At 45.1% G+C, this 17,850-nt stretch carries 28 protein-coding genes; 1 reads left to right on the top strand and 27 read right to left on the bottom strand.

The genetic code is table 11. The features are described from left to right. Positions 1-158: 158 nt before the first annotated feature. The 3 genes from smrA to TY87_RS18500 form a co-directional block, all read right to left on the bottom strand. Positions 159-740 (bottom strand): DNA endonuclease SmrA, encoded by a 582-nt coding sequence (gene smrA / locus TY87_RS18510; RefSeq protein ID WP_100188184.1) that lies wholly within the window; start codon positions 738-740, stop codon positions 159-161. Positions 741-860: 120 nt separating this feature from the next. After that, positions 861-1,607: a single-stranded DNA-binding protein gene (ssb, locus tag TY87_RS18505; RefSeq protein WP_072841814.1), complete on the bottom strand. Its 747-nt coding sequence runs from the start codon at positions 1,605-1,607 to the stop codon at positions 861-863. Positions 1,608-1,646: 39 nt separating this feature from the next. Next, entirely contained in the window at positions 1,647-3,005 is a 1,359-nt protein-coding gene (locus TY87_RS18500) for an MFS transporter (RefSeq protein ID WP_100188183.1), read from the bottom strand. 157 nt (positions 3,006-3,162) lie between these two features. On the opposite strand from TY87_RS18500, the gene uvrA reads away from it, so the two are divergent. Continuing rightward, positions 3,163-5,985 (top strand): excinuclease ABC subunit UvrA, encoded by a 2,823-nt coding sequence (gene uvrA / locus TY87_RS18495; RefSeq protein ID WP_100188182.1) that lies wholly within the window; start codon positions 3,163-3,165, stop codon positions 5,983-5,985. Positions 5,986-6,116: 131 nt separating this feature from the next. Here uvrA and rplQ read toward each other — a convergent pair whose 3' ends face one another. The 24 genes from rplQ to rplB all read right to left on the bottom strand — a co-directional run bounded on the left by rplQ (position 6,117) and on the right by rplB (position 17,849). Next, positions 6,117-6,494, bottom strand: a complete 378-nt coding sequence (gene rplQ / locus TY87_RS18490) for a 50S ribosomal protein L17 (protein WP_072841820.1) — start codon at positions 6,492-6,494, stop codon at positions 6,117-6,119. 42 nt (positions 6,495-6,536) lie between these two features. Next, positions 6,537-7,541, bottom strand: a complete 1,005-nt coding sequence (locus tag TY87_RS18485; RefSeq protein ID WP_012071911.1) for a DNA-directed RNA polymerase subunit alpha — start codon at positions 7,539-7,541, stop codon at positions 6,537-6,539. Between the two features lie 33 nt (positions 7,542-7,574). Beyond that, on the bottom strand, positions 7,575-8,195 hold the full coding sequence (gene rpsD / locus TY87_RS18480; protein WP_012071912.1) for a 30S ribosomal protein S4: 621 nt from the start codon (positions 8,193-8,195) through the stop codon (positions 7,575-7,577). Between the two features lie 16 nt (positions 8,196-8,211). Beyond that, a complete protein-coding gene (gene rpsK / locus TY87_RS18475) occupies positions 8,212-8,604 on the bottom strand; it encodes a 30S ribosomal protein S11 (protein ID WP_012071913.1) in 393 nt (130 codons plus the stop codon). Between the two features lie 65 nt (positions 8,605-8,669). After that, on the bottom strand, positions 8,670-9,026 hold the full coding sequence (gene rpsM / locus TY87_RS18470) for a 30S ribosomal protein S13 (protein ID WP_013797821.1): 357 nt from the start codon (positions 9,024-9,026) through the stop codon (positions 8,670-8,672). Positions 9,027-9,154: 128 nt separating this feature from the next. Continuing rightward, on the bottom strand, positions 9,155-9,268 hold the full coding sequence (rpmJ, locus tag TY87_RS18465) for a 50S ribosomal protein L36 (RefSeq protein ID WP_012071915.1): 114 nt from the start codon (positions 9,266-9,268) through the stop codon (positions 9,155-9,157). A gap of 19 nt (positions 9,269-9,287) precedes the next feature. Next, the gene (gene secY, locus TY87_RS18460; RefSeq protein ID WP_100188181.1) at positions 9,288-10,619 is read right to left on the bottom strand and encodes a preprotein translocase subunit SecY; all 1,332 of its coding nucleotides are present in this window, start codon (positions 10,617-10,619) and stop codon (positions 9,288-9,290) included. After that, positions 10,620-11,054, bottom strand: coding sequence for a 50S ribosomal protein L15 (gene rplO, locus TY87_RS18455; protein ID WP_072841824.1), 435 nt, complete (start codon positions 11,052-11,054; stop codon positions 10,620-10,622). 1 nt (position 11,055) lies between these two features. Next, the gene (rpmD, locus tag TY87_RS18450) at positions 11,056-11,241 is read right to left on the bottom strand and encodes a 50S ribosomal protein L30 (RefSeq protein ID WP_012071918.1); all 186 of its coding nucleotides are present in this window, start codon (positions 11,239-11,241) and stop codon (positions 11,056-11,058) included. A gap of 6 nt (positions 11,242-11,247) precedes the next feature. Continuing rightward, on the bottom strand, positions 11,248-11,748 hold the full coding sequence (rpsE, locus tag TY87_RS18445; protein ID WP_072841826.1) for a 30S ribosomal protein S5: 501 nt from the start codon (positions 11,746-11,748) through the stop codon (positions 11,248-11,250). Between the two features lie 10 nt (positions 11,749-11,758). Next, entirely contained in the window at positions 11,759-12,109 is a 351-nt protein-coding gene (rplR, locus tag TY87_RS18440) for a 50S ribosomal protein L18 (RefSeq protein WP_012071920.1), read from the bottom strand. A 10-nt stretch (positions 12,110-12,119) separates the two neighbouring features. After that, positions 12,120-12,653, bottom strand: a complete 534-nt coding sequence (gene rplF / locus TY87_RS18435; RefSeq protein WP_012071921.1) for a 50S ribosomal protein L6 — start codon at positions 12,651-12,653, stop codon at positions 12,120-12,122. Between the two features lie 8 nt (positions 12,654-12,661). Then, positions 12,662-13,054 (bottom strand): 30S ribosomal protein S8, encoded by a 393-nt coding sequence (rpsH, locus tag TY87_RS18430; RefSeq protein WP_072841828.1) that lies wholly within the window; start codon positions 13,052-13,054, stop codon positions 12,662-12,664. Positions 13,055-13,183: 129 nt separating this feature from the next. Further along, entirely contained in the window at positions 13,184-13,489 is a 306-nt protein-coding gene (gene rpsN / locus TY87_RS18425) for a 30S ribosomal protein S14 (protein WP_072841830.1), read from the bottom strand. Between the two features lie 12 nt (positions 13,490-13,501). Continuing rightward, on the bottom strand, positions 13,502-14,041 hold the full coding sequence (gene rplE / locus TY87_RS18420; protein ID WP_012071924.1) for a 50S ribosomal protein L5: 540 nt from the start codon (positions 14,039-14,041) through the stop codon (positions 13,502-13,504). A 17-nt stretch (positions 14,042-14,058) separates the two neighbouring features. Next, positions 14,059-14,376 carry a 50S ribosomal protein L24 gene (rplX, locus tag TY87_RS18415; protein WP_012071925.1) on the bottom strand — a complete coding sequence of 106 codons (318 nt, stop codon included), beginning with the start codon at positions 14,374-14,376 and terminating at the stop codon, positions 14,059-14,061. Positions 14,377-14,393: 17 nt separating this feature from the next. Further along, entirely contained in the window at positions 14,394-14,762 is a 369-nt protein-coding gene (rplN, locus tag TY87_RS18410) for a 50S ribosomal protein L14 (RefSeq protein WP_012071926.1), read from the bottom strand. Between the two features lie 51 nt (positions 14,763-14,813). Then, positions 14,814-15,074, bottom strand: coding sequence for a 30S ribosomal protein S17 (gene rpsQ / locus TY87_RS18405; RefSeq protein ID WP_012071927.1), 261 nt, complete (start codon positions 15,072-15,074; stop codon positions 14,814-14,816). 1 nt (position 15,075) lies between these two features. Then, complete coding sequence (gene rpmC / locus TY87_RS18400; RefSeq protein WP_012071928.1) at positions 15,076-15,267, bottom strand: 50S ribosomal protein L29; 192 nt, start codon at positions 15,265-15,267, stop codon at positions 15,076-15,078. Then, positions 15,268-15,681, bottom strand: coding sequence for a 50S ribosomal protein L16 (gene rplP / locus TY87_RS18395; protein ID WP_012071929.1), 414 nt, complete (start codon positions 15,679-15,681; stop codon positions 15,268-15,270). A gap of 10 nt (positions 15,682-15,691) precedes the next feature. After that, positions 15,692-16,372, bottom strand: a complete 681-nt coding sequence (gene rpsC / locus TY87_RS18390) for a 30S ribosomal protein S3 (RefSeq protein ID WP_012071930.1) — start codon at positions 16,370-16,372, stop codon at positions 15,692-15,694. A 14-nt stretch (positions 16,373-16,386) separates the two neighbouring features. Then, a complete protein-coding gene (gene rplV / locus TY87_RS18385; RefSeq protein WP_012071931.1) occupies positions 16,387-16,719 on the bottom strand; it encodes a 50S ribosomal protein L22 in 333 nt (110 codons plus the stop codon). A gap of 14 nt (positions 16,720-16,733) precedes the next feature. Then, positions 16,734-17,009 carry a 30S ribosomal protein S19 gene (gene rpsS / locus TY87_RS18380; RefSeq protein WP_012071932.1) on the bottom strand — a complete coding sequence of 92 codons (276 nt, stop codon included), beginning with the start codon at positions 17,007-17,009 and terminating at the stop codon, positions 16,734-16,736. Positions 17,010-17,024: 15 nt separating this feature from the next. Next, positions 17,025-17,849, bottom strand: a complete 825-nt coding sequence (gene rplB / locus TY87_RS18375; RefSeq protein ID WP_012071933.1) for a 50S ribosomal protein L2 — start codon at positions 17,847-17,849, stop codon at positions 17,025-17,027. Between the last annotated feature and the right edge of the window lies 1 nt (position 17,850).

Here is a 17,850-nt window from a genome sequence, read left to right as displayed (position 1 = left end):
GATAAAATTAGAATACGATAATTACAATGTTTTGGGGCAGCTTGGATACATTCAAGACAACATAAGTCCAAGACAGCAAAGTGGCGGAATTATAGCAAAAACATGGCTTTTACTGCACGAACTAACGTGAATACTCCCATCTAAGACGAAACAAAGCATTAACGCTTTTGATGTTTTTCCCAATCGTCCAAGCGTACTTTTTCCGTCTTTTTAAACAACACATACACAGCACCCAAACCACCATGGTGTCGCTGCGCGCTATGAAACGCCATAACAGCCTCAAGCTCTCTCAACCATTTATTAATATGGCTTTTAATCATAGCTTGGCTATCAGGGTCTGGCGTGCGATCCCCTTTACCATGCACAACAATAGCGACTCGAATATCGTTACGCATGCAGTCATCAACAAATTGATACACCTGCTCTCGCGCTTGAGCCACGGTATGCCTATGCAGATCTAAACGTGCATCAATGCCATACTTACCTTGTCTCAGGCGCTTAAAAACACCGTCTTGCACGCCAGAGCGCTTATATTCGAGCACATCATTGGGCTCAACTTTTTCAACATAGTCTTGCGACAAATGATTTCTGTCCGCCTCTTTAGCGATCAACGCCGCCTTTTGGCGAGCTGAAAAGTCGACCTGAGGACCCTTCTTACCCAGATACACTTCGCTTTTTTTAAGTGGCTTAATACCCGCCACCTCTTGAGCGAACAAAGACGTTTCATCTTCGTCGTTCACAGCCTAAACCCTCTATGACTTACTCATCTTATTTAGCACACCACTATAGAACAATAAAGGCCCCTAAACAGGAGCCTTTACTTATTTCAACACAGACAGACCAAAGGTCCTACGCATTTCTTAGAACGGAATATCGTCGTCGAAATCGTCAAAGTTTGGCGCTTGTTGAGGCTTTGGCTCTGGCGCTGGTGCACGTTGAGGAGCTGGCTGTGGCGCACGTTGTTGTGGTGCTGCTTGAGCCGGAGCTTGCTGTGGTGCATTACCCCAGCTTCCAAAAGACTGTGGTGCTGCTTGTTGTGGAGCGGCCTGCTGAGGCGCTGCTTGATGTGCTGGCGCTTGGTAGCCACCTTGAGGTTGATTAAAGCCACCTTGAGGTGCATGCTGCTGTGGAGCCTGTTGCGCTGGCGCTTGGCCATATCCGCCTTGTTGAGGAGCAGACTGTTGTGGCGCACTGCCATAACCGCCGCCTTGACCACCTTGCATTGAGTCGTAACCACCGCCTTGCTGCCCAGCATTATCGCCACGGCCATCCAGCAATTGCATTTCGTTCGCTACGATTTCAGTCGTGTAGCGTTTGATGCCGTCTTTTTCCCACTCACGAGTACGCAATGAACCTTCTACGTAAACTTTAGAACCTTTCTTAATAAAATCGCCTGCGATTTGACCAAGACGGAAATTACCACGATCCATAAAAGCCACACGGTGCCATTCCGTACGCTCTTGCATTTGACCAGTTTGCTTGTCGCGCCAGCTTTCTGTTGTCGCTAAGTTAACGTTTGCAACCGCTGCACCAGATGGCATGAAACGCACTTCGGCATCGTTGCCTGCGTTACCAATCAAAATTACTTTGTTTATTCCACGTGCCATGACGTTCTTCTCCAACTAAAAGATAGAATAGTGTTTTACTTAAAGACGCACTTGCGGTGCCAGACGCACCAGAGCATCTTTGTCTAATATTTTTTTATCGACTTTCAGATAAGCGGTTTGCTCATCTTTAAAAATTTGCATACCTTCCACTCCTTGGATTTCTGCAAGTTGATCCGCCAACTTCGTTACTTCTTCATCTGTCATATTGGGCAGGCTAAACGCCAGACTACTTAACTGACGAGGTGCAGGCTGGATGGCACAAACAAGTGACCAAGCCAAAAACACCACGCCGACAACCCAAAAGACGCCACTGCTTGAATGATGCTGGAGCAGCCAACCGCCACCAACGCCACCCAAAAATGATCCCATAAATTGATGGGTAGAAAACACGCCCATCGCTGTGCCGCGATAACCAACTGGCGCTAACTTGCTAATAAGAGATGGCAACACAGCTTCCAGTGAGTTAAAGCCTACAAAATAAGCCCATAACAGCACCCCAAACACCCAAAGGTAAGGAGCCCATTGCAGCAATATCGAGCTTAAACCCAACAAAATCATCACGGCGATTAACACGCCTTTTGTCTTACCTTTTGATTCGGCAATAATCACCAATGGTAACATACCTGCGAAGGCAAAACCCATGATGGCTAAGTATAGCCAGCTATGTTGTGACAAGGGTAAATCAAACTGCTGAATCAACAAATTCGGCACGGTAACAAACAAAGCAGTTAGGCTCGCGTGCAACAACAAAACACTCACATTCAAGAACCGCAGTCTTGAATCTTTTAAGACCAAGCCTAACGCCAAAAGACTCGGTGTCGTATCGCGCCGAAAAGTGTGCTGGACGATATTCGGCACAGCAAAAATGATCAAGACTATTCCCAGTAAAGATAGCGCAAAGGATAGATAAAACAGACCTGAAAGCCCGACTAAGGCAAAAATCCAAGGCCCTAATACCAAAGACAGCATAAACGAGGCACCAATACTAATACCAACAATCGCCATGGCTTTAGTTCGATTTTGCTCTCTAGTTACATCACTCAATAGCGCCATCAAGGTACTGGCAATAGCACCAGCGCCCTGAACCGCGCGCCCAACAATCAATGTATTGATATCGCTCGCATTGGCACAGATCAAACTACCTACAGCAAACAATAGCAGCCCAATAACAATGACGCGTTTACGGCCAATTTTATCTGACCACATGCCCATCGGAATCTGTAAGCTCGCCTGAGTCAGACCATAAATACCGATAGCAGTACCAATCAACGCGGCGTCCGCTCCGGTCAACCCATCAGCGGCCACGCTGATGACAGGCATAATAAGGAATAAGCCTAACATTCTAAATAAATAGATCAGCGCTAAAGCAAGAACTGAACGACGTTCGAGTAGATCCATAAGGAGGTTTCAACCGTTTAACTTAGCTGGTTAAGAAAAAGATTGTCAATTTTACAAAAAATACCGTTGAAGCTCCATTTCAACTACTGTAAAAATAGACAGTTATTTAATTTACTGGCAGATTTCTTTCTGTTGATCGACTTCACATTGGAGAATCATGGATACCATTACCATACGCGGGGCCCGCACACACAATCTAAAAAATGTGGACCTAGACATCCCAAGAAACAAACTTGTGGTGATTACTGGCCTATCCGGCTCAGGTAAATCCTCTCTCGCTTTTGATACTTTGTACGCCGAAGGACAACGACGCTATGTAGAATCCCTTTCGACATACGCTAGACAATTTTTGTCCATGATGGAAAAGCCAGACATAGACCACATTGAAGGCCTTTCTCCTGCTATCTCTATCGAGCAAAAATCAACCTCTCACAACCCACGATCAACAGTCGGTACAATAACAGAAATCTACGATTATCTACGATTGTTATTTGCCCGTGCAGGACAACCTCGCTGCCCAGATCATGGTGAGCCACTAGAGGCGCAAACCATATCACAAATGGTCGATAAAGTTATATCGCTACCAGAAGAAACTAAAATGATGCTGCTTGCACCGATCGTCAAGGATCGAAAAGGTGAGCACTTACATACCATCAGTGACTTACTTTCAAAAGGCTTTATTCGCGCGCGAATCGATGGCATCGTCGTCGACCTAGATGATGCTCCAGCATTAGAAAAAAACAAGAAGCACACAATCGAAGTGGTCATTGACCGTTTTAAAGTTCGTTCTGATCTACAGCTTCGCTTGGCAGAATCCTTTGAAACATGCCTTGGTTTATCCGACGGGATCGCCAAAGTCATCAATATGGATGACGAGCAAGAAGAGTACATTTTCTCAAGTAAATTCGCCTGTCCGGTTTGTGGTTACAGCTTAACGGAATTAGAGCCACGCCTTTTCTCCTTTAACAACCCAAATGGCGCTTGTCAGACATGTGACGGATTGGGCACTCATCAGATGTTTGATCCTGATCGAATCATTCAAGATGAAACTCTGACGCTTGCTGAAGGTGCAATCCGAGGCTGGGGTCGACGTAGTATTTTTTACTACCAGCAACTTAGTGCCTTGGCAAAACACTATGGCTTCGACATAGAATCAAAATATAAAGATATCCCTAGCGATTTCAAAAAACGCATCTTGCAAGGCTCAGGTAAAGACAAGATAGATTTCATCTACATCAATGAACGTGGCGATAAAATGACACGCTCTCATTCATTTGAAGGTGTCATCCCAAATTTACAACGTCGCTATCACGAAACAGAATCTGACAGCGTGCGTGATGACCTTTCACAGTACATCAGCATCCAACCTTGCCCAGACTGTCATGGCTCTCGACTCAATCGATCCGCTCGCAACGTCTTTATAGCTGAGCAAACATTGCCAGAAGTTGTGACCTATCCAATCGCTGAATGTTTGAAGTACTTTGAAACACTTGAACTTCCTGGGTCACGTGGAGAGATCGCCTCTAAAATTCTTAAAGAGATTCGTGACCGATTAACCTTCTTGGTAAACGTTGGCTTGGAATATCTGACACTCGACCGAAAAGCCGACTCGCTATCTGGAGGCGAGGCACAACGAATCCGACTTGCTAGTCAAATTGGTGCCGGTTTAGTAGGGGTTATGTATATCCTTGATGAGCCGTCTATTGGTTTGCATCAACGCGATAACGAAAGACTGATAGCAACACTGACCAGACTAAGAGACCTAGGCAATACTGTCATTGTCGTTGAACACGATGAAGACGCCATTCGTATCGCCGACTTTGTTGTCGACATTGGCCCTGGCGCCGGCATTCACGGTGGCGAAATTATCGCCAGCGGCACACCACAAGACATAATGGATTGCCCTGAATCCATTACAGGACAGTTTCTAACGGGCAAACGAAAAATTGAAATCCCAGCCATTCGCCATCAAGCCAAGGACAAACAATTCCTTAAGTTAATCGGCGCAACAGGCAACAATCTAAATACTGTTGACCTTAAGATCCCTGTCGGCGTAATGACTTGTATCACTGGCGTTTCTGGATCTGGTAAATCGACATTAATAAACGGTACTTTGTACCCACTTGCCGCTACAGCACTTAATGGCGCAACAACACTTAAAGCGGCACCCCATGAACGTATTGAAGGTTTAGATTTATTTGATAAGTGTGTGGATATCGATCAAAGCCCTATCGGTCGTACGCCAAGATCAAACCCTGCAACCTACACGGGTATTTTCACTCCGATGAGAGAGCTATTCTCAGCAACACAAGAATCTCGCTCACGAGGCTATAAACCAGGTCGATTCAGCTTTAACGTGAAAGGTGGACGCTGTGAAGCCTGCCAAGGTGATGGCGTAATCAAGGTAGAAATGCACTTTCTTCCAGATATCTACGTACCTTGTGATACCTGTAAAGGCAAACGCTACAATCGCGAGACGTTAGAGATCCATTACAAAGGCAAAAACATTCACCAATGTCTAGAAATGACGATTGAAGACGCTCGAGAGTTCTTTGATCCAGTCCCATCTATCGCAAGAAAACTACAGACTCTAATCGATGTTGGTTTGGGTTATATTCGGCTTGGACAAGCAGCCACAACGCTTTCTGGCGGCGAAGCACAACGAGTTAAATTAGCGAAAGAGCTGTCTAAACGTGACACAGGTACAACGCTATACATTCTTGATGAGCCGACAACAGGCCTGCACTTTGCCGATATAGAACAGCTACTAAAAGTTCTTCATCGCCTAAGAGATCATGGAAATACCGTCGTTGTTATTGAGCATAACCTTGATGTGATAAAAACCGCTGACTGGATCGTAGATTTAGGTCCCGAAGGTGGTAGCGGCGGAGGATACATAGTCGCTGAAGGTACACCTGAGGATATCGCTAAAGCAGAAAAGTCTCATACTGGGCGATTCTTAAAACAAATGCTTAACTAGTATTTCATAGATAAATAAAAACACCCGATGAATCTATACTTCATCGGGTGTTTTTTTGCGCCTAAATATCCGCTAAATTTTTAGCAAAAAAAAGCCGAGCTATTAGCTCGGCTTTTTATTACAAACTGATATTACTCAGCGGCTTCTGCAACTGGACGATCGACCAATTCAACATAAGCCATAGGTGCGTTGTCACCTGAGCGGAAGCCACATTTAAGAATGCGAACATAACCACCAGGACGAGCTTGGTAACGAGGACCAAGTTCAGTGAACAATTTACCTACTGCATCTTTGCTACGAGTACGAGCAAAGGCAAGGCGACGATTCGCAACAGAATCAACTTTCGCCAATGTTATCAACGGCTCAGCAACACGACGTAGTTCTTTAGCTTTCGGCAACGTAGTTTTAATAACTTCGTGTTCGAACAAAGAGGCAGCCATGTTTTTAAACATCGCTTTACGATGTGAGCTAGTACGGTTTAAGTGACGTCCACTCTTACGATGACGCATTTTACATTCCTTACCAAACTACGGTGGTCAGGGAACAATGACCTAGCGAGCTAGAACTTTGCTATCGTCTTTCAAACTAGCCGGTGGCCAATTCTCTAAACGCATTCCCAAAGACAAACCACGCTGTGCTAAAACATCTTTGATTTCAGTTAACGACTTCTTACCTAGGTTAGGCGTCTTAAGAAGCTCAACCTCAGTACGTTGAATCAAATCACCGATGTAATAAATGTTCTCTGCTTTTAAACAGTTAGCACTGCGAACGGTCAATTCAAGATCATCAACCGGGCGTAGCAAAATTGGATCAATCTCATCCTCTTCTTCTACAACAGGTGCTTCGCTCTCGCTTTCAAGGGCGACGAACACGGCAATTTGCTGTTGTAAAATAGTCGCTGCACGACGAATTGCTTCTTCAGGATCGATAGTACCATTAGATTCGATGTCTAAGACTAACTTATCTAAGTCTGTACGCTGCTCTACACGAGCATTATCGACACTGTACGCAACACGGCGAACAGGGCTGAATGAGGCATCCAGTTGCAAGCGACCGATTGGACGAGTCTCATCGTCGCCAGCAACACGAGCATCAGCAGGCTCATAACCACGGCCACGTGCGACTTTGATCTGCATAGTTAACTCAGCAGTGTCATCTAAGTGCGCAATAATGTGATCCGGGTTAGCGATCTCTGCATCAGCAACCAACTGGATATCTCCAGCTGTTACGATACCAGGACCTTTTTTACTTAGAGTAAGAGTTGCTTCATCTTGCCCGTGTAGAGCGATCGCAACTCCTTTCAGGTTAAGAAGAATTTCAATTACATCTTCTTTAACCCCTTCGATTGCGCTGTATTCGTGTAATACACCGTCGATTTCAACTTCAACAATCGCACAACCTGGCATTGAAGAAAGCAGGATACGGCGCAGTGCGTTACCCAAAGTATGACCAAAACCACGTTCTAGCGGTTGCAGTGTAACTTTAGCGCGACAGTTGCCTAGTTCCTGAACTTCAATGTTGCGTGGGGTTAACAATTCGCTCACTGAACGCTGCATAGATCCACCTATTTCTTAATCCTAATCACCAACTTACTTAGAGTAAAGTTCGACAATTAGGTTCTCATTAATTTCAGCTGATAAATCGGCACGCTCTGGAAGTGCTTTGTAAGTAGCTTCCAGTTTAGTTGAATCAACTTCGATCCAATGGATCGGTGCACGACCTTTAGATAGCTCTAGTGCGCTTTGTACACGCAATTGCTTCTTAGCTTTTTCACGGATAGACACAACGTCACCAGCTTTAACTTGGTAAGACGGAATGTTAACCGTAGCGCCATTAACTAGAATACCTTTATGGCCTACTAGCTGACGAGCTTCTGCACGTGTAGAACCAAAACCTGCGCGATATACAACGTTATCTAAACGTGATTCCAAAAGTTGCAGAAGGTTTTCACCAGTAGCACCTTTAAGACGAGCAGCAGATTTATAGTAATTACGGAATTGTTTTTCAAGAATACCGTACATACGACGTACTTTTTGTTTCTCACGTAGTTGCAAGCCGTATTCAGAAAGGCGACCGCGACGTGCACCGTGCACACCTGGAACCGTTTCTACTTTACATTTCGACTCAAGAGCGCGTGAACCGCTCTTCAATTGCAAGTCGGTACCTTCACGACGAGACAACTTACAAGTTGGACCTATATAACGAGCCATGTATCTGTCTCCTCAATTAAACGCGACGTTTCTTAGGTGGACGGCAACCGTTGTGCGGAATTGGCGTCACATCTGTGATGTTATTGATACGCAAGCCCAATGCATTTAATGCACGAACTGCGGACTCACGACCAGGACCTGGGCCCTTAATCATTACGTCAACGTTTTTAAGGCCGAACTCTTGTGCGACAGTACCGGCACGTTCCGCTGCTACTTGAGCTGCGAAAGGAGTACTTTTACGAGATCCGCGAAAACCAGAACCACCTGCAGTAGCCCAAGACAAAGCATTGCCTTGGCGGTCAGTGATAGTCACGATCGTGTTATTAAATGACGCGTGTACATGAGCAACACCGTCGACGACCGTCTTTTTGACTTTTTTCTTGGTGTTGCGCGTAGCTGGCTTAGCCATATTGCACTTTCCTATTTAATGCTCAGCTCTAGCAAACTTAGTGGCTAGAGCGAAACGCGTTTAAATTACTTACGAATAGGCTTACGAGGGCCTTTTCGTGTACGAGCGTTCGTTTTGGTACGTTGACCACGAACTGGTAGGCTGCGGCGATGACGAATCCCGCGATTACAACCTAGGTCCATCAAACGTTTGATAGACATACTGACTTCACGACGTAAGTCACCCTCTACAGTATACTTAGCAACTTCGCCACGAAGTTCATCAAGGATATCATCACTTAATGAACCAATTTTCGCAGTTTCAGCAACACCCGTAGCAGCGCAAATAGCGCGAGAACGAGTGCGACCAATTCCGAAGATGTAAGTCAGAGAAATGACCGCATGTTTATTGTCAGGAATATTGACACCGGCTATACGAGCCATTCACTTTACTCCGTTGTTATTGATGATTATATGTTAATTCATCACTTTACTATCATGAGGGCGGCTGATTATGCCTATCTTTAGGCCATAAATCAACCACCCTTTCCCATCATCGAGCGAACTCGCTATTAACCTTGACGCTGTTTGTGACGAGGCTCAACGCAAATCACTCGAACTGAACCGTTACGACGAACGATTTTGCAGTTACGACAGATTTTCTTTACAGATGCACGTACTTTCATGTTCAACTCCAACCTACGCTTAACGCATTAGGCCATTTGGACCATAACCAGTCAGATTAGATTTCTTCATTAATGATTCGTATTGCTGACTCATCAAATGACTTTGAACTTGCGACATAAAGTCCATGACAACTACCACTACGATTAACATAGAAGTACCGCCAAAGTAGAATGGAACATTCCACGCAACAACAAAGAACTGAGGCATCAGAGACACTAGAGTGATGTATAAAGCACCAAACAGTGTCAAACGAGTCATTACACCGTCAATATATCGAGCTGTATGATCGCCTGGACGAATACCCGGCAAAAAAGCACCGGATTTTTTCAAGTTATCTGCCACATCTTTAGGGTTGAACACTAGCGCCGTATAGAAGAAGCAAAAGAATACAATTGCTATCGCAAACAACAGCACATAGAGCGGTTGCCCAGGAGCTAGAGCCAAAGAGATATTTTGCAACCATTCCATTCCTTCACCTTGACCGAACCATTGGCCAATCGAAGCTGGGAACAAAAGGATACTTGAAGCGAAAATAGGTGGAATTACACCAGCCATATTCACTTTAAGAGGCAAATGACTCTTTTGTGCAGCAAATACTTTTTTGCCTTGCTGACGCTTAGCATAATTAACCGTTATACGACGTTGACCGCGTTCAATGAAAACAACGAATGCGATAGTCGCAATGGCTAATATGCCAATTAGCAACAAAGCTAAAATATTGATATCGCCTTGACGAGCCGACTCAAACGAACGACCTAAAGCAGATGGCAAGCCTGCAACGATACCAGCAAAGATAAGAATGGATATACCATTACCAATCCCTTTTTCAGTAACTTGCTCACCTAACCACATCAAGAAAACAGTACCAGCAACAAGAGTCACAACTGCAACAGCATAGAATTCCATGCCATTACTGAACGAGATCCCTTGACTTGCCAAACCAACCGCCATACTAGCAGATTGGACAAGAGCAAGAAGCACTGTACCGTAACGAGTGTACTGAGTAATCTTGCGACGACCCGCTTCACCCTCTTTCTTTAGCTGCTCTAGCTGCGGGCTCACAACCGTCAATAACTGCATAATAATAGAGGCAGAAATATAGGGCAAAATCCCAAGCGCAAAAATACTCATGCGCTCAAGCGCGCCCCCTGAGAATACGTTAAATAAACTCAGAATAGTGCCTTCATTTTGATCAAACAACGCAGACAATCTGTCAGGATTAATACCTGGAACAGGAATGTGCGCACCGATTCGGTATACAATAATTGCTAGAAATACGAAACGAATACGAGACCAAAGCTCGCTTAATCCGTTTTGCATACCAGCTGGTAGTGAGCCACGCTTTGCCATTTATTCCTCGACTTTTCCGCCAGCTGCTTCAATAGCGGCACGAGCACCTTTAGTCACCTTAAGACCACGAACTGTGATAGCTTTGTCGATTGAACCAGACAAAATCACACGAGCAGTCTTAATTTGATGACCAAGAATGTCGGCGCCTTTAAGAGCAGCCAAATCTACAACTTCAGCATTTACAGCAGCAAGCTCGTTTAAACGAACTTCAGCAACATACTTTGCCTGACGTGAAGTAAAACCGAATTTTGGCAGACGACGCTGCAAAGGCATTTGACCACCTTCAAAACCAGGTTTTACTGAGCCACCAGAACGAGACTTAAGACCTTTATGGCCACGTCCGCCAGTTTTACCCAAGCCGCTACCAATGCCGCGACCAACACGTTTAGGAGCATGTTTGCTACCTTCGCCAGGACGAAGTGTATTTAAGAACATGTTATTCCCCTACCACTTTAACCATATAATAAACTTTATTAACCATGCCACGTACAGAAGGAGTATCTTCCAACTCACGTGTTTGGCCAACTTTACGCAAACCCAAGCCTTTAACAGTTTCACGGTGCTTTGGAAGACGACCGATCGGGCTGCGGGTTAGTTGAACTGTGATGGTATTATTCGCCATGACACATTACCCCAAAATTTGATCGACTGACTTACCGCGTTTTGCCGCGATTTGTTCAGGTGCTTTCATATCCTGCAAACCTTTAATCGTAGCACGAACTACGTTTACTGGGTTTGTAGAGCCGTAACATTTCGCCAAAACGTTATGAACGCCAACGATTTCTAGAACCGCACGCATTGCACCACCGGCGATAACACCAGTACCTGGAGACGCTGGTTGCATAAACACTTTAGATGCTCCGTGACTTGCTTTAATAGGATACTGAAGGGTATCACCATCAAGTCTTACAGAAACCATGTTACGACGAGCTTGTTCCATTGCTTTTTGAATAGCTTGAGGAACTTCACGCGCTTTACCACGACCAAAGCCAACTTTACCATTACCGTCACCAACAACTGTTAAAGCTGTAAAAGAGAAGATACGACCACCCTTTACAACTTTAGCAACGCGGTTTACTTGAACCAGCTTCTCTTGGAGATCGCTAGTTTGTTGATCATTAACTGCCATTTGCTACCCCTTAAAACTCTAGACCGGCTTCACGTGCAGCGTCAGCAAGAACTTGAACGCGACCATGGTATTTAAAGCCAGAACGGTCAAAAGCGACCGAAGTGACGCCTGCTGCTTTAGCGCGCGTAGCAATCAAAGTACCGACTTCTTTAGCCGCTACTTTATTACCAGTCGCCGAGCCACGAAGAGCTTCTTCAAGAGTAGAAGCACTAGCTAGCACTTTACTACCACAAGGAGAAATCACTTGAGCATACATATGGCGTGGTGTGCGATGTACAGTAAGACGATTCGCACCTAAGTCACGAATATGCAAGCGAGCACGACGTGCACGACGAATCCGAGATTGTTTTTTAGTGTTCATGAATGCCTACCTACTTCTTCTTAGCTTCTTTACGACGAATTACTTCGTCAGAATAGCGAACACCTTTGCCTTTATATGGCTCTGGCGGACGGAAACCGCGAACTTCTGCAGCGACTTGACCAACGGCTTGTTTATCAATGCCACGGATCACAATTTCTGTTTGAGAAGCACATTCAGCTGTTACGCCTTCAGGAAGTTCGTAATCTACTGGGTGAGAAAAACCCAGAGACAGGTTAAGTACATTGCCTTTAAGCGCAGCACGGTAACCAACACCTTGAAGAAACAATCTTTTCTCAAAACCTTGACTAACACCAACAACCATGTTGTTAACCAAAGCACGAGTTGTACCAGCTAAGGCACGGCTTTGTTTTGCACCATCGCGCGCAGCGAAGGTAATAACATTTTCTTCTTTAGACACTTGTACGCTTGTGTGAATATTAAACTCTAAAGAACCTTTACCGCCTTTAACAACGACAGTTTGTCCATTTAGGGTTAAATCTACACCACTAGGAAGCGTCACGGGACTATTAGCAACTCGAGACATACTAACTCCTAGAATACTGTGCAGATTACTTCGCCACCGATACCAGCAGCACGAGCTGCACGGTCTGTCATCACACCTTTAGAGGTAGAGATGATTGCAACACCAAGGCCAGCTTCTACTTTTGGTAGAGCACTAGTGCCTTTGTATTGACGCAAACTTGGGCGAGATGCGCGTTTGATTTGTTCGATAACTGGCTTACCTTCGTAGTATTTCAACTCGATAGTAAGCGTCGGTTTTATTGCTTCGTCTACAGAAAAGTTACCTACGTAACCTTCTTCGCGTAGAACAGCAGCAATAGATGTCTTCATTTTTGATGAAGGCATGCTCACAGAGGTCTTTGCAGCCATCTGTGCATTACGAATACGTGTAAACATATCCGCAAGGGTATCTTGCATACTCATTTAAGAGCTCCTAATTTAAAAACCATTGTGCAGCAAATAGAGCTCGCGCATAGTACACAGCAGCGAGCAGAATGTCCAGTATTTAGACACTCCACTCACTGCCATGTATTATGATCGCGCTCTACTTGCTTACCAACTAGCTTTCTTCAAGCCAGGTACGTCGCCACGCATCGCTGCTTCACGCAGTTTGATACGAGACAGACCGAAGCGACGGTATACACCGTGCGGACGACCTGTAATTTGGCAACGGTTACGTTGGCGTGAAGAAGATGAATCGCGTGGAAGCGCTTGTAATTTAAGCGTTGCATCCCACTTTTCATCGTCCGATGCATTAACGTCGCTAATGATCGCTTTTAGAGCCGCACGCTTTTCAGCGAATTTAGCTACTAATTTGGTACGTTTTGCTTCGCGCTGAATCATTGATACTTTAGCCATGATTCCTACCTCTTATTTCTTGAAAGGGAAACTAAAGGCTGCTAGCAAAGCACGACCTTCTTCATCGGTACGAGCAGTCGTTGTAATGGTAATATCCATACCACGTACACGATCCACTTTATCGTAATCGATCTCTGGGAAGATGATTTGCTCTTTAACACCCATACTGTAGTTACCACGACCGTCGAAAGACTTAGGATTAAGTCCACGGAAGTCACGGATACGTGGAATGGCAACATCTACCAAACGATCGAAGAAATCCCACATACGCTCGCCACGCAGAGTAACTTTACAACCGATCGGGTAACCGTCACGGATTTTAAAGCCTGCTACAGATTTACGAGCCTTAGTCACTACAACTTTCTGGCCGCTAAGTGCTTCAAGATCATTTACCGCATGCTCAAGAAGTTTCTTGTCTGCGATAGCTTCACCAACACCCATATTTAAAGTGATTTTAGTGATTTTAGGCACTTCCATCACGTTTTTGTAGCTAAACTCTTCTGTAAGTTTTGCTACAACTTGATCTTTATAAACTTGCTTAAGTCTCGCCATGGCTATAATTCTCGCTCTTAGGCGTCGATCGCTTCACTATTTGATTTAAAAACACGTACTTTCGTACCGTCTTCGTTCAATTTAAAGCCGACGCGATCCGCTTTACCCGTAGCACTATTATAAATGGCTACATTGGAAACCTGGATAGGTGCTTCTTGTTCAACGATACCACCAGTTGAACCCTTCATAGGGTTTGGTTTCTCGTGTTTCTTAACAGTATTAACGCCAGAAACTAGAACTCGGTTTTCGCCTACTACTTTAACAACTTTACCGCGTTTGCCTTTATCTTTCCCAGCAATCACGATAACTTCGTCGTTACGTTTGATTTTACGCATAATGTCCCCTCTCCCTCTTACAGCACTTCAGGCGCAAGAGAAACAATTTTCATGAACTGCTCAGTACGCAATTCACGTGTTACAGGGCCAAAGATACGAGTACCAATAGGCTGCCCTGAAGCATTCAATAGAACCGCTGAGTTTACATCAAAACGGATCACTGAACCATCAGAACGACGAACACCTTTTCTAGTTCTAACGACAACTGCGTTAAGAACCTGCCCTTTTTTAACACGACCACGTGGGATCGCTTCTTTCACTGTGACCTTAATAATGTCACCGATAGCAGCATAACGACGATGTGAGCCACCCAGTACTTTAATACACTGAACACGCTTTGCGCCGCTGTTATCTGCAACATCAAGCATCGATTCTGTTTGAATCATTACTGCTCTCCAATCAAATTAGATAACAAGTCTCACGAAGGAAGGAGCAGCTTATACAGCTGCTGCTTTCTCTACAACTTGAACCAGTTTCCAAGTCTTAGACTTAGAGTAAGGACGTGTTTCTACGACCTTAACTAAATCACCGATTTGGCACTCATTGTTTTCATCGTGAGCGTGTAGTTTAGTTGAACGACGTATAAACTTACCGTATAAAGGGTGTTTTTCTGTACGCTCAACTAGTACCGTGATGGTTTTATCCATCTTATCGCTTACTACTTTACCAGTAGCTATACGCGCTTTTGTTTCTGCCATCTTAGTTACCTGCCTTATCATTTAGCACGGTTTTAACACGTGCGATATTGCGGCGAACTTGCGAGAGCAAATGAGTTTGCGCTAACTGACCAGTGGCTTTCTGCATGCGCAGAGTAAATTGCTCACGTAGCAGTTCAATCAAGGTCGCTTGTAGCTCAGCTACAGACTTTTCTTGCATTTCTTTTGCTTTCATCTACATCACCGTACGCGTTACGAAAGTTGTGGACAGAGGAAGCTTAGCAGCAGCCAACGCGAACGCTTCGCGTGCTAACTGTTCTGAAACGCCCTCAACTTCATAAAGCATCTTGCCAGGTTGAATCTGTGCAACCCAGTATTCTACGCTACCCTTACCTTTACCCTGACGAACCTCAAGAGGTTTCTGAGTAATCGGCTTATCAGGGAACACACGAATCCAGATTCTGCCGCCACGCTTGATGTGACGAGTCATTGCACGACGCGCCGCTTCAATTTGACGAGCTGTAAGACGACCACGTTCTGTGGACTTCAATCCGAATTCACCAAAGCTAACTTGGTTTCCGCGAAGAGCAAGACCGCGGTTACGGCCTTTCTGCATTTTGCGGAACTTAGTACGTTTCGGTTGTAACATGACTTACCCCCTACTTAGACTTCTTCTTTTGTGCGCCTTTATCAGCTCGCACTTGTTCAATACCGCCCAAGATTTCGCCTTTGAAGATCCACACTTTTACGCCAATGATGCCGTAAGTTGTAGCAGCTTCATAAGTAGCGTAGTCAATGTCAGCGCGTAGAGTGTGCAGAGGCACACGGCCTTCACGGTACCACTCAGCACGTGCAATTTCTGCACCGCCTAAACGACCACTTACCTGAACCTTGATACCTTTCGCGCCTGCACGCATAGCATTTTGTACTGCGCGCTTCATAGCACGACGGAACATTACGCGACGCTCAAGTTGGCTAGCAATATTTTGCGCAACCAATTTAGCATCCATTTCAGGCTTGCGAATTTCTTCGATGTTGATGTGGACAGGTACGCCCATCATTTCAGAAACTGCATTACGTAGTTTCTCAACATCTTCGCCTTTCTTACCAATCACGATACCCGGACGGGCAGTGTGAATTGTAATACGAGCTGTCTGAGCAGGACGCTGAATCTCGATACGAGAAACAGAAGCCTGGACCAATTTTTTCTCCAGGAACGCACGAACCTGAAGATCGTTTAATAACAGCTTAGAGTAGTTTTGGTTATTCGCATACCAAGTAGAAGTATGATCTTTAACTATCCCTAGGCGTATACCAGTTGGATGAACCTTCTGACCCATTGGGTTTCTCCTAATTAGTCAGCGACTTTAACTGTGATATGGCAACCGCGTTTTAGAATACGGTCAGCACGGCCTTTGGCACGTGGCATAATACGCTTCAGAGTCATAGCCTCATCAACGTAAGCCGTAGACACTCGCAAGTCATCTACATCAGCACCTTCGTTATGCTCAGCGTTAGCTATAGCAGACTCTAGTACCTTCTTAACAATTACTGCCGCCTTCTTAGGACTGAACGTTAAAATGTTCAGTGCTTCGCTAACAGATTTGCCGCGGATTTGATCTACAACCAAACGGGCCTTCTGCGCTGAGAGGCGAGCACCCTTCAATGAAGCTTTTACTTCACTCATGTTAATACCCCTTATTACCGTTTGGCTTTCTTGTCCGCAGCATGACCACGATATGTACGGGTCGGAGCGAACTCACCCAATTTATGACCGACCATATCTTCAGTTACTAGAACTGGAACATGCTGGCGACCATTATGGACAGCGATAGTCAACCCTACAAAATCAGGGAAGATAGTAGAACGGCGTGACCAAGTTTTAATTGGACGACGATCATTTTTCTCTACCGCAGCCTCTACCTTTTTCAACAAATGAAGGTCGATAAAAGGACCTTTTTTTAGTGAACGTGGCACAGTCGTTTCCTCTTATTACTTAGTACGGCGACGTACAATAAGTTTGTCAGTACGCTTGTTGCTGCGTGTTTTGTAACCTTTAGTAGGCACACCCCATGGCGTAACTGGGTGACGACCACCTTTGCTACGACCTTCACCACCACCATGTGGGTGATCCACTGGGTTCATCGCCGCACCGCGAACGGTAGGACGAACACCACGCCAACGCGTAGCACCAGCTTTACCAAGAACTCGCAAGCTATGCTCAGAGTTTGATACTTCACCTAAAGTAGCGCGACATTCCGTCAATACTTTACGCATCTCACCTGAACGTAGGCGAAGGGTAACGTAACGACCTTCACGAGCAACTAGCTGAGCAGAAGCACCAGCGGAACGTGCAACTTGCGCACCTTTACCTGGCTTAAGCTCGACACAGTGTACGGTACTACCAACTGGAATGTTTTGCAGAGGCAAAGTATTACCAGCTTTGATAGGCGCATCTGCACCACTAAAAACGATATTGCCAGCGACCATACCTTTGGAAGCGATAATGTAACGACGCTCACCATCAGCATATCTAATCAATGCAATATTTGCAGAACGGTTTGGATCATATTCCAAACGCTCAACTACCGCAGAAATTCCATCTTTATTACGACGAAAATCAACCATACGGTAATGCTGCTTATGACCACCACCTACGTGACGCGTAGTGATGCGTCCGTTATTGTTACGTCCACCAGATTTGCTTTTTGTGTCTAGCAAAGGTGCATATGGTGCGCCTTTGTGCAAATCGTTGTTGGTAACTTTAACAACGTGACGACGGCCTGCAGACGTTGGCTTACTTTTAACAACAGCCATT

The sequence above is a fragment of the Marinomonas sp. BSi20584 genome (genome assembly GCF_002792415.1).
GTDB lineage: Bacteria > Pseudomonadota > Gammaproteobacteria > Pseudomonadales > Marinomonadaceae > Marinomonas > Marinomonas polaris.
This window is presented reverse-complemented; position numbering and strand designations above follow the sequence as displayed.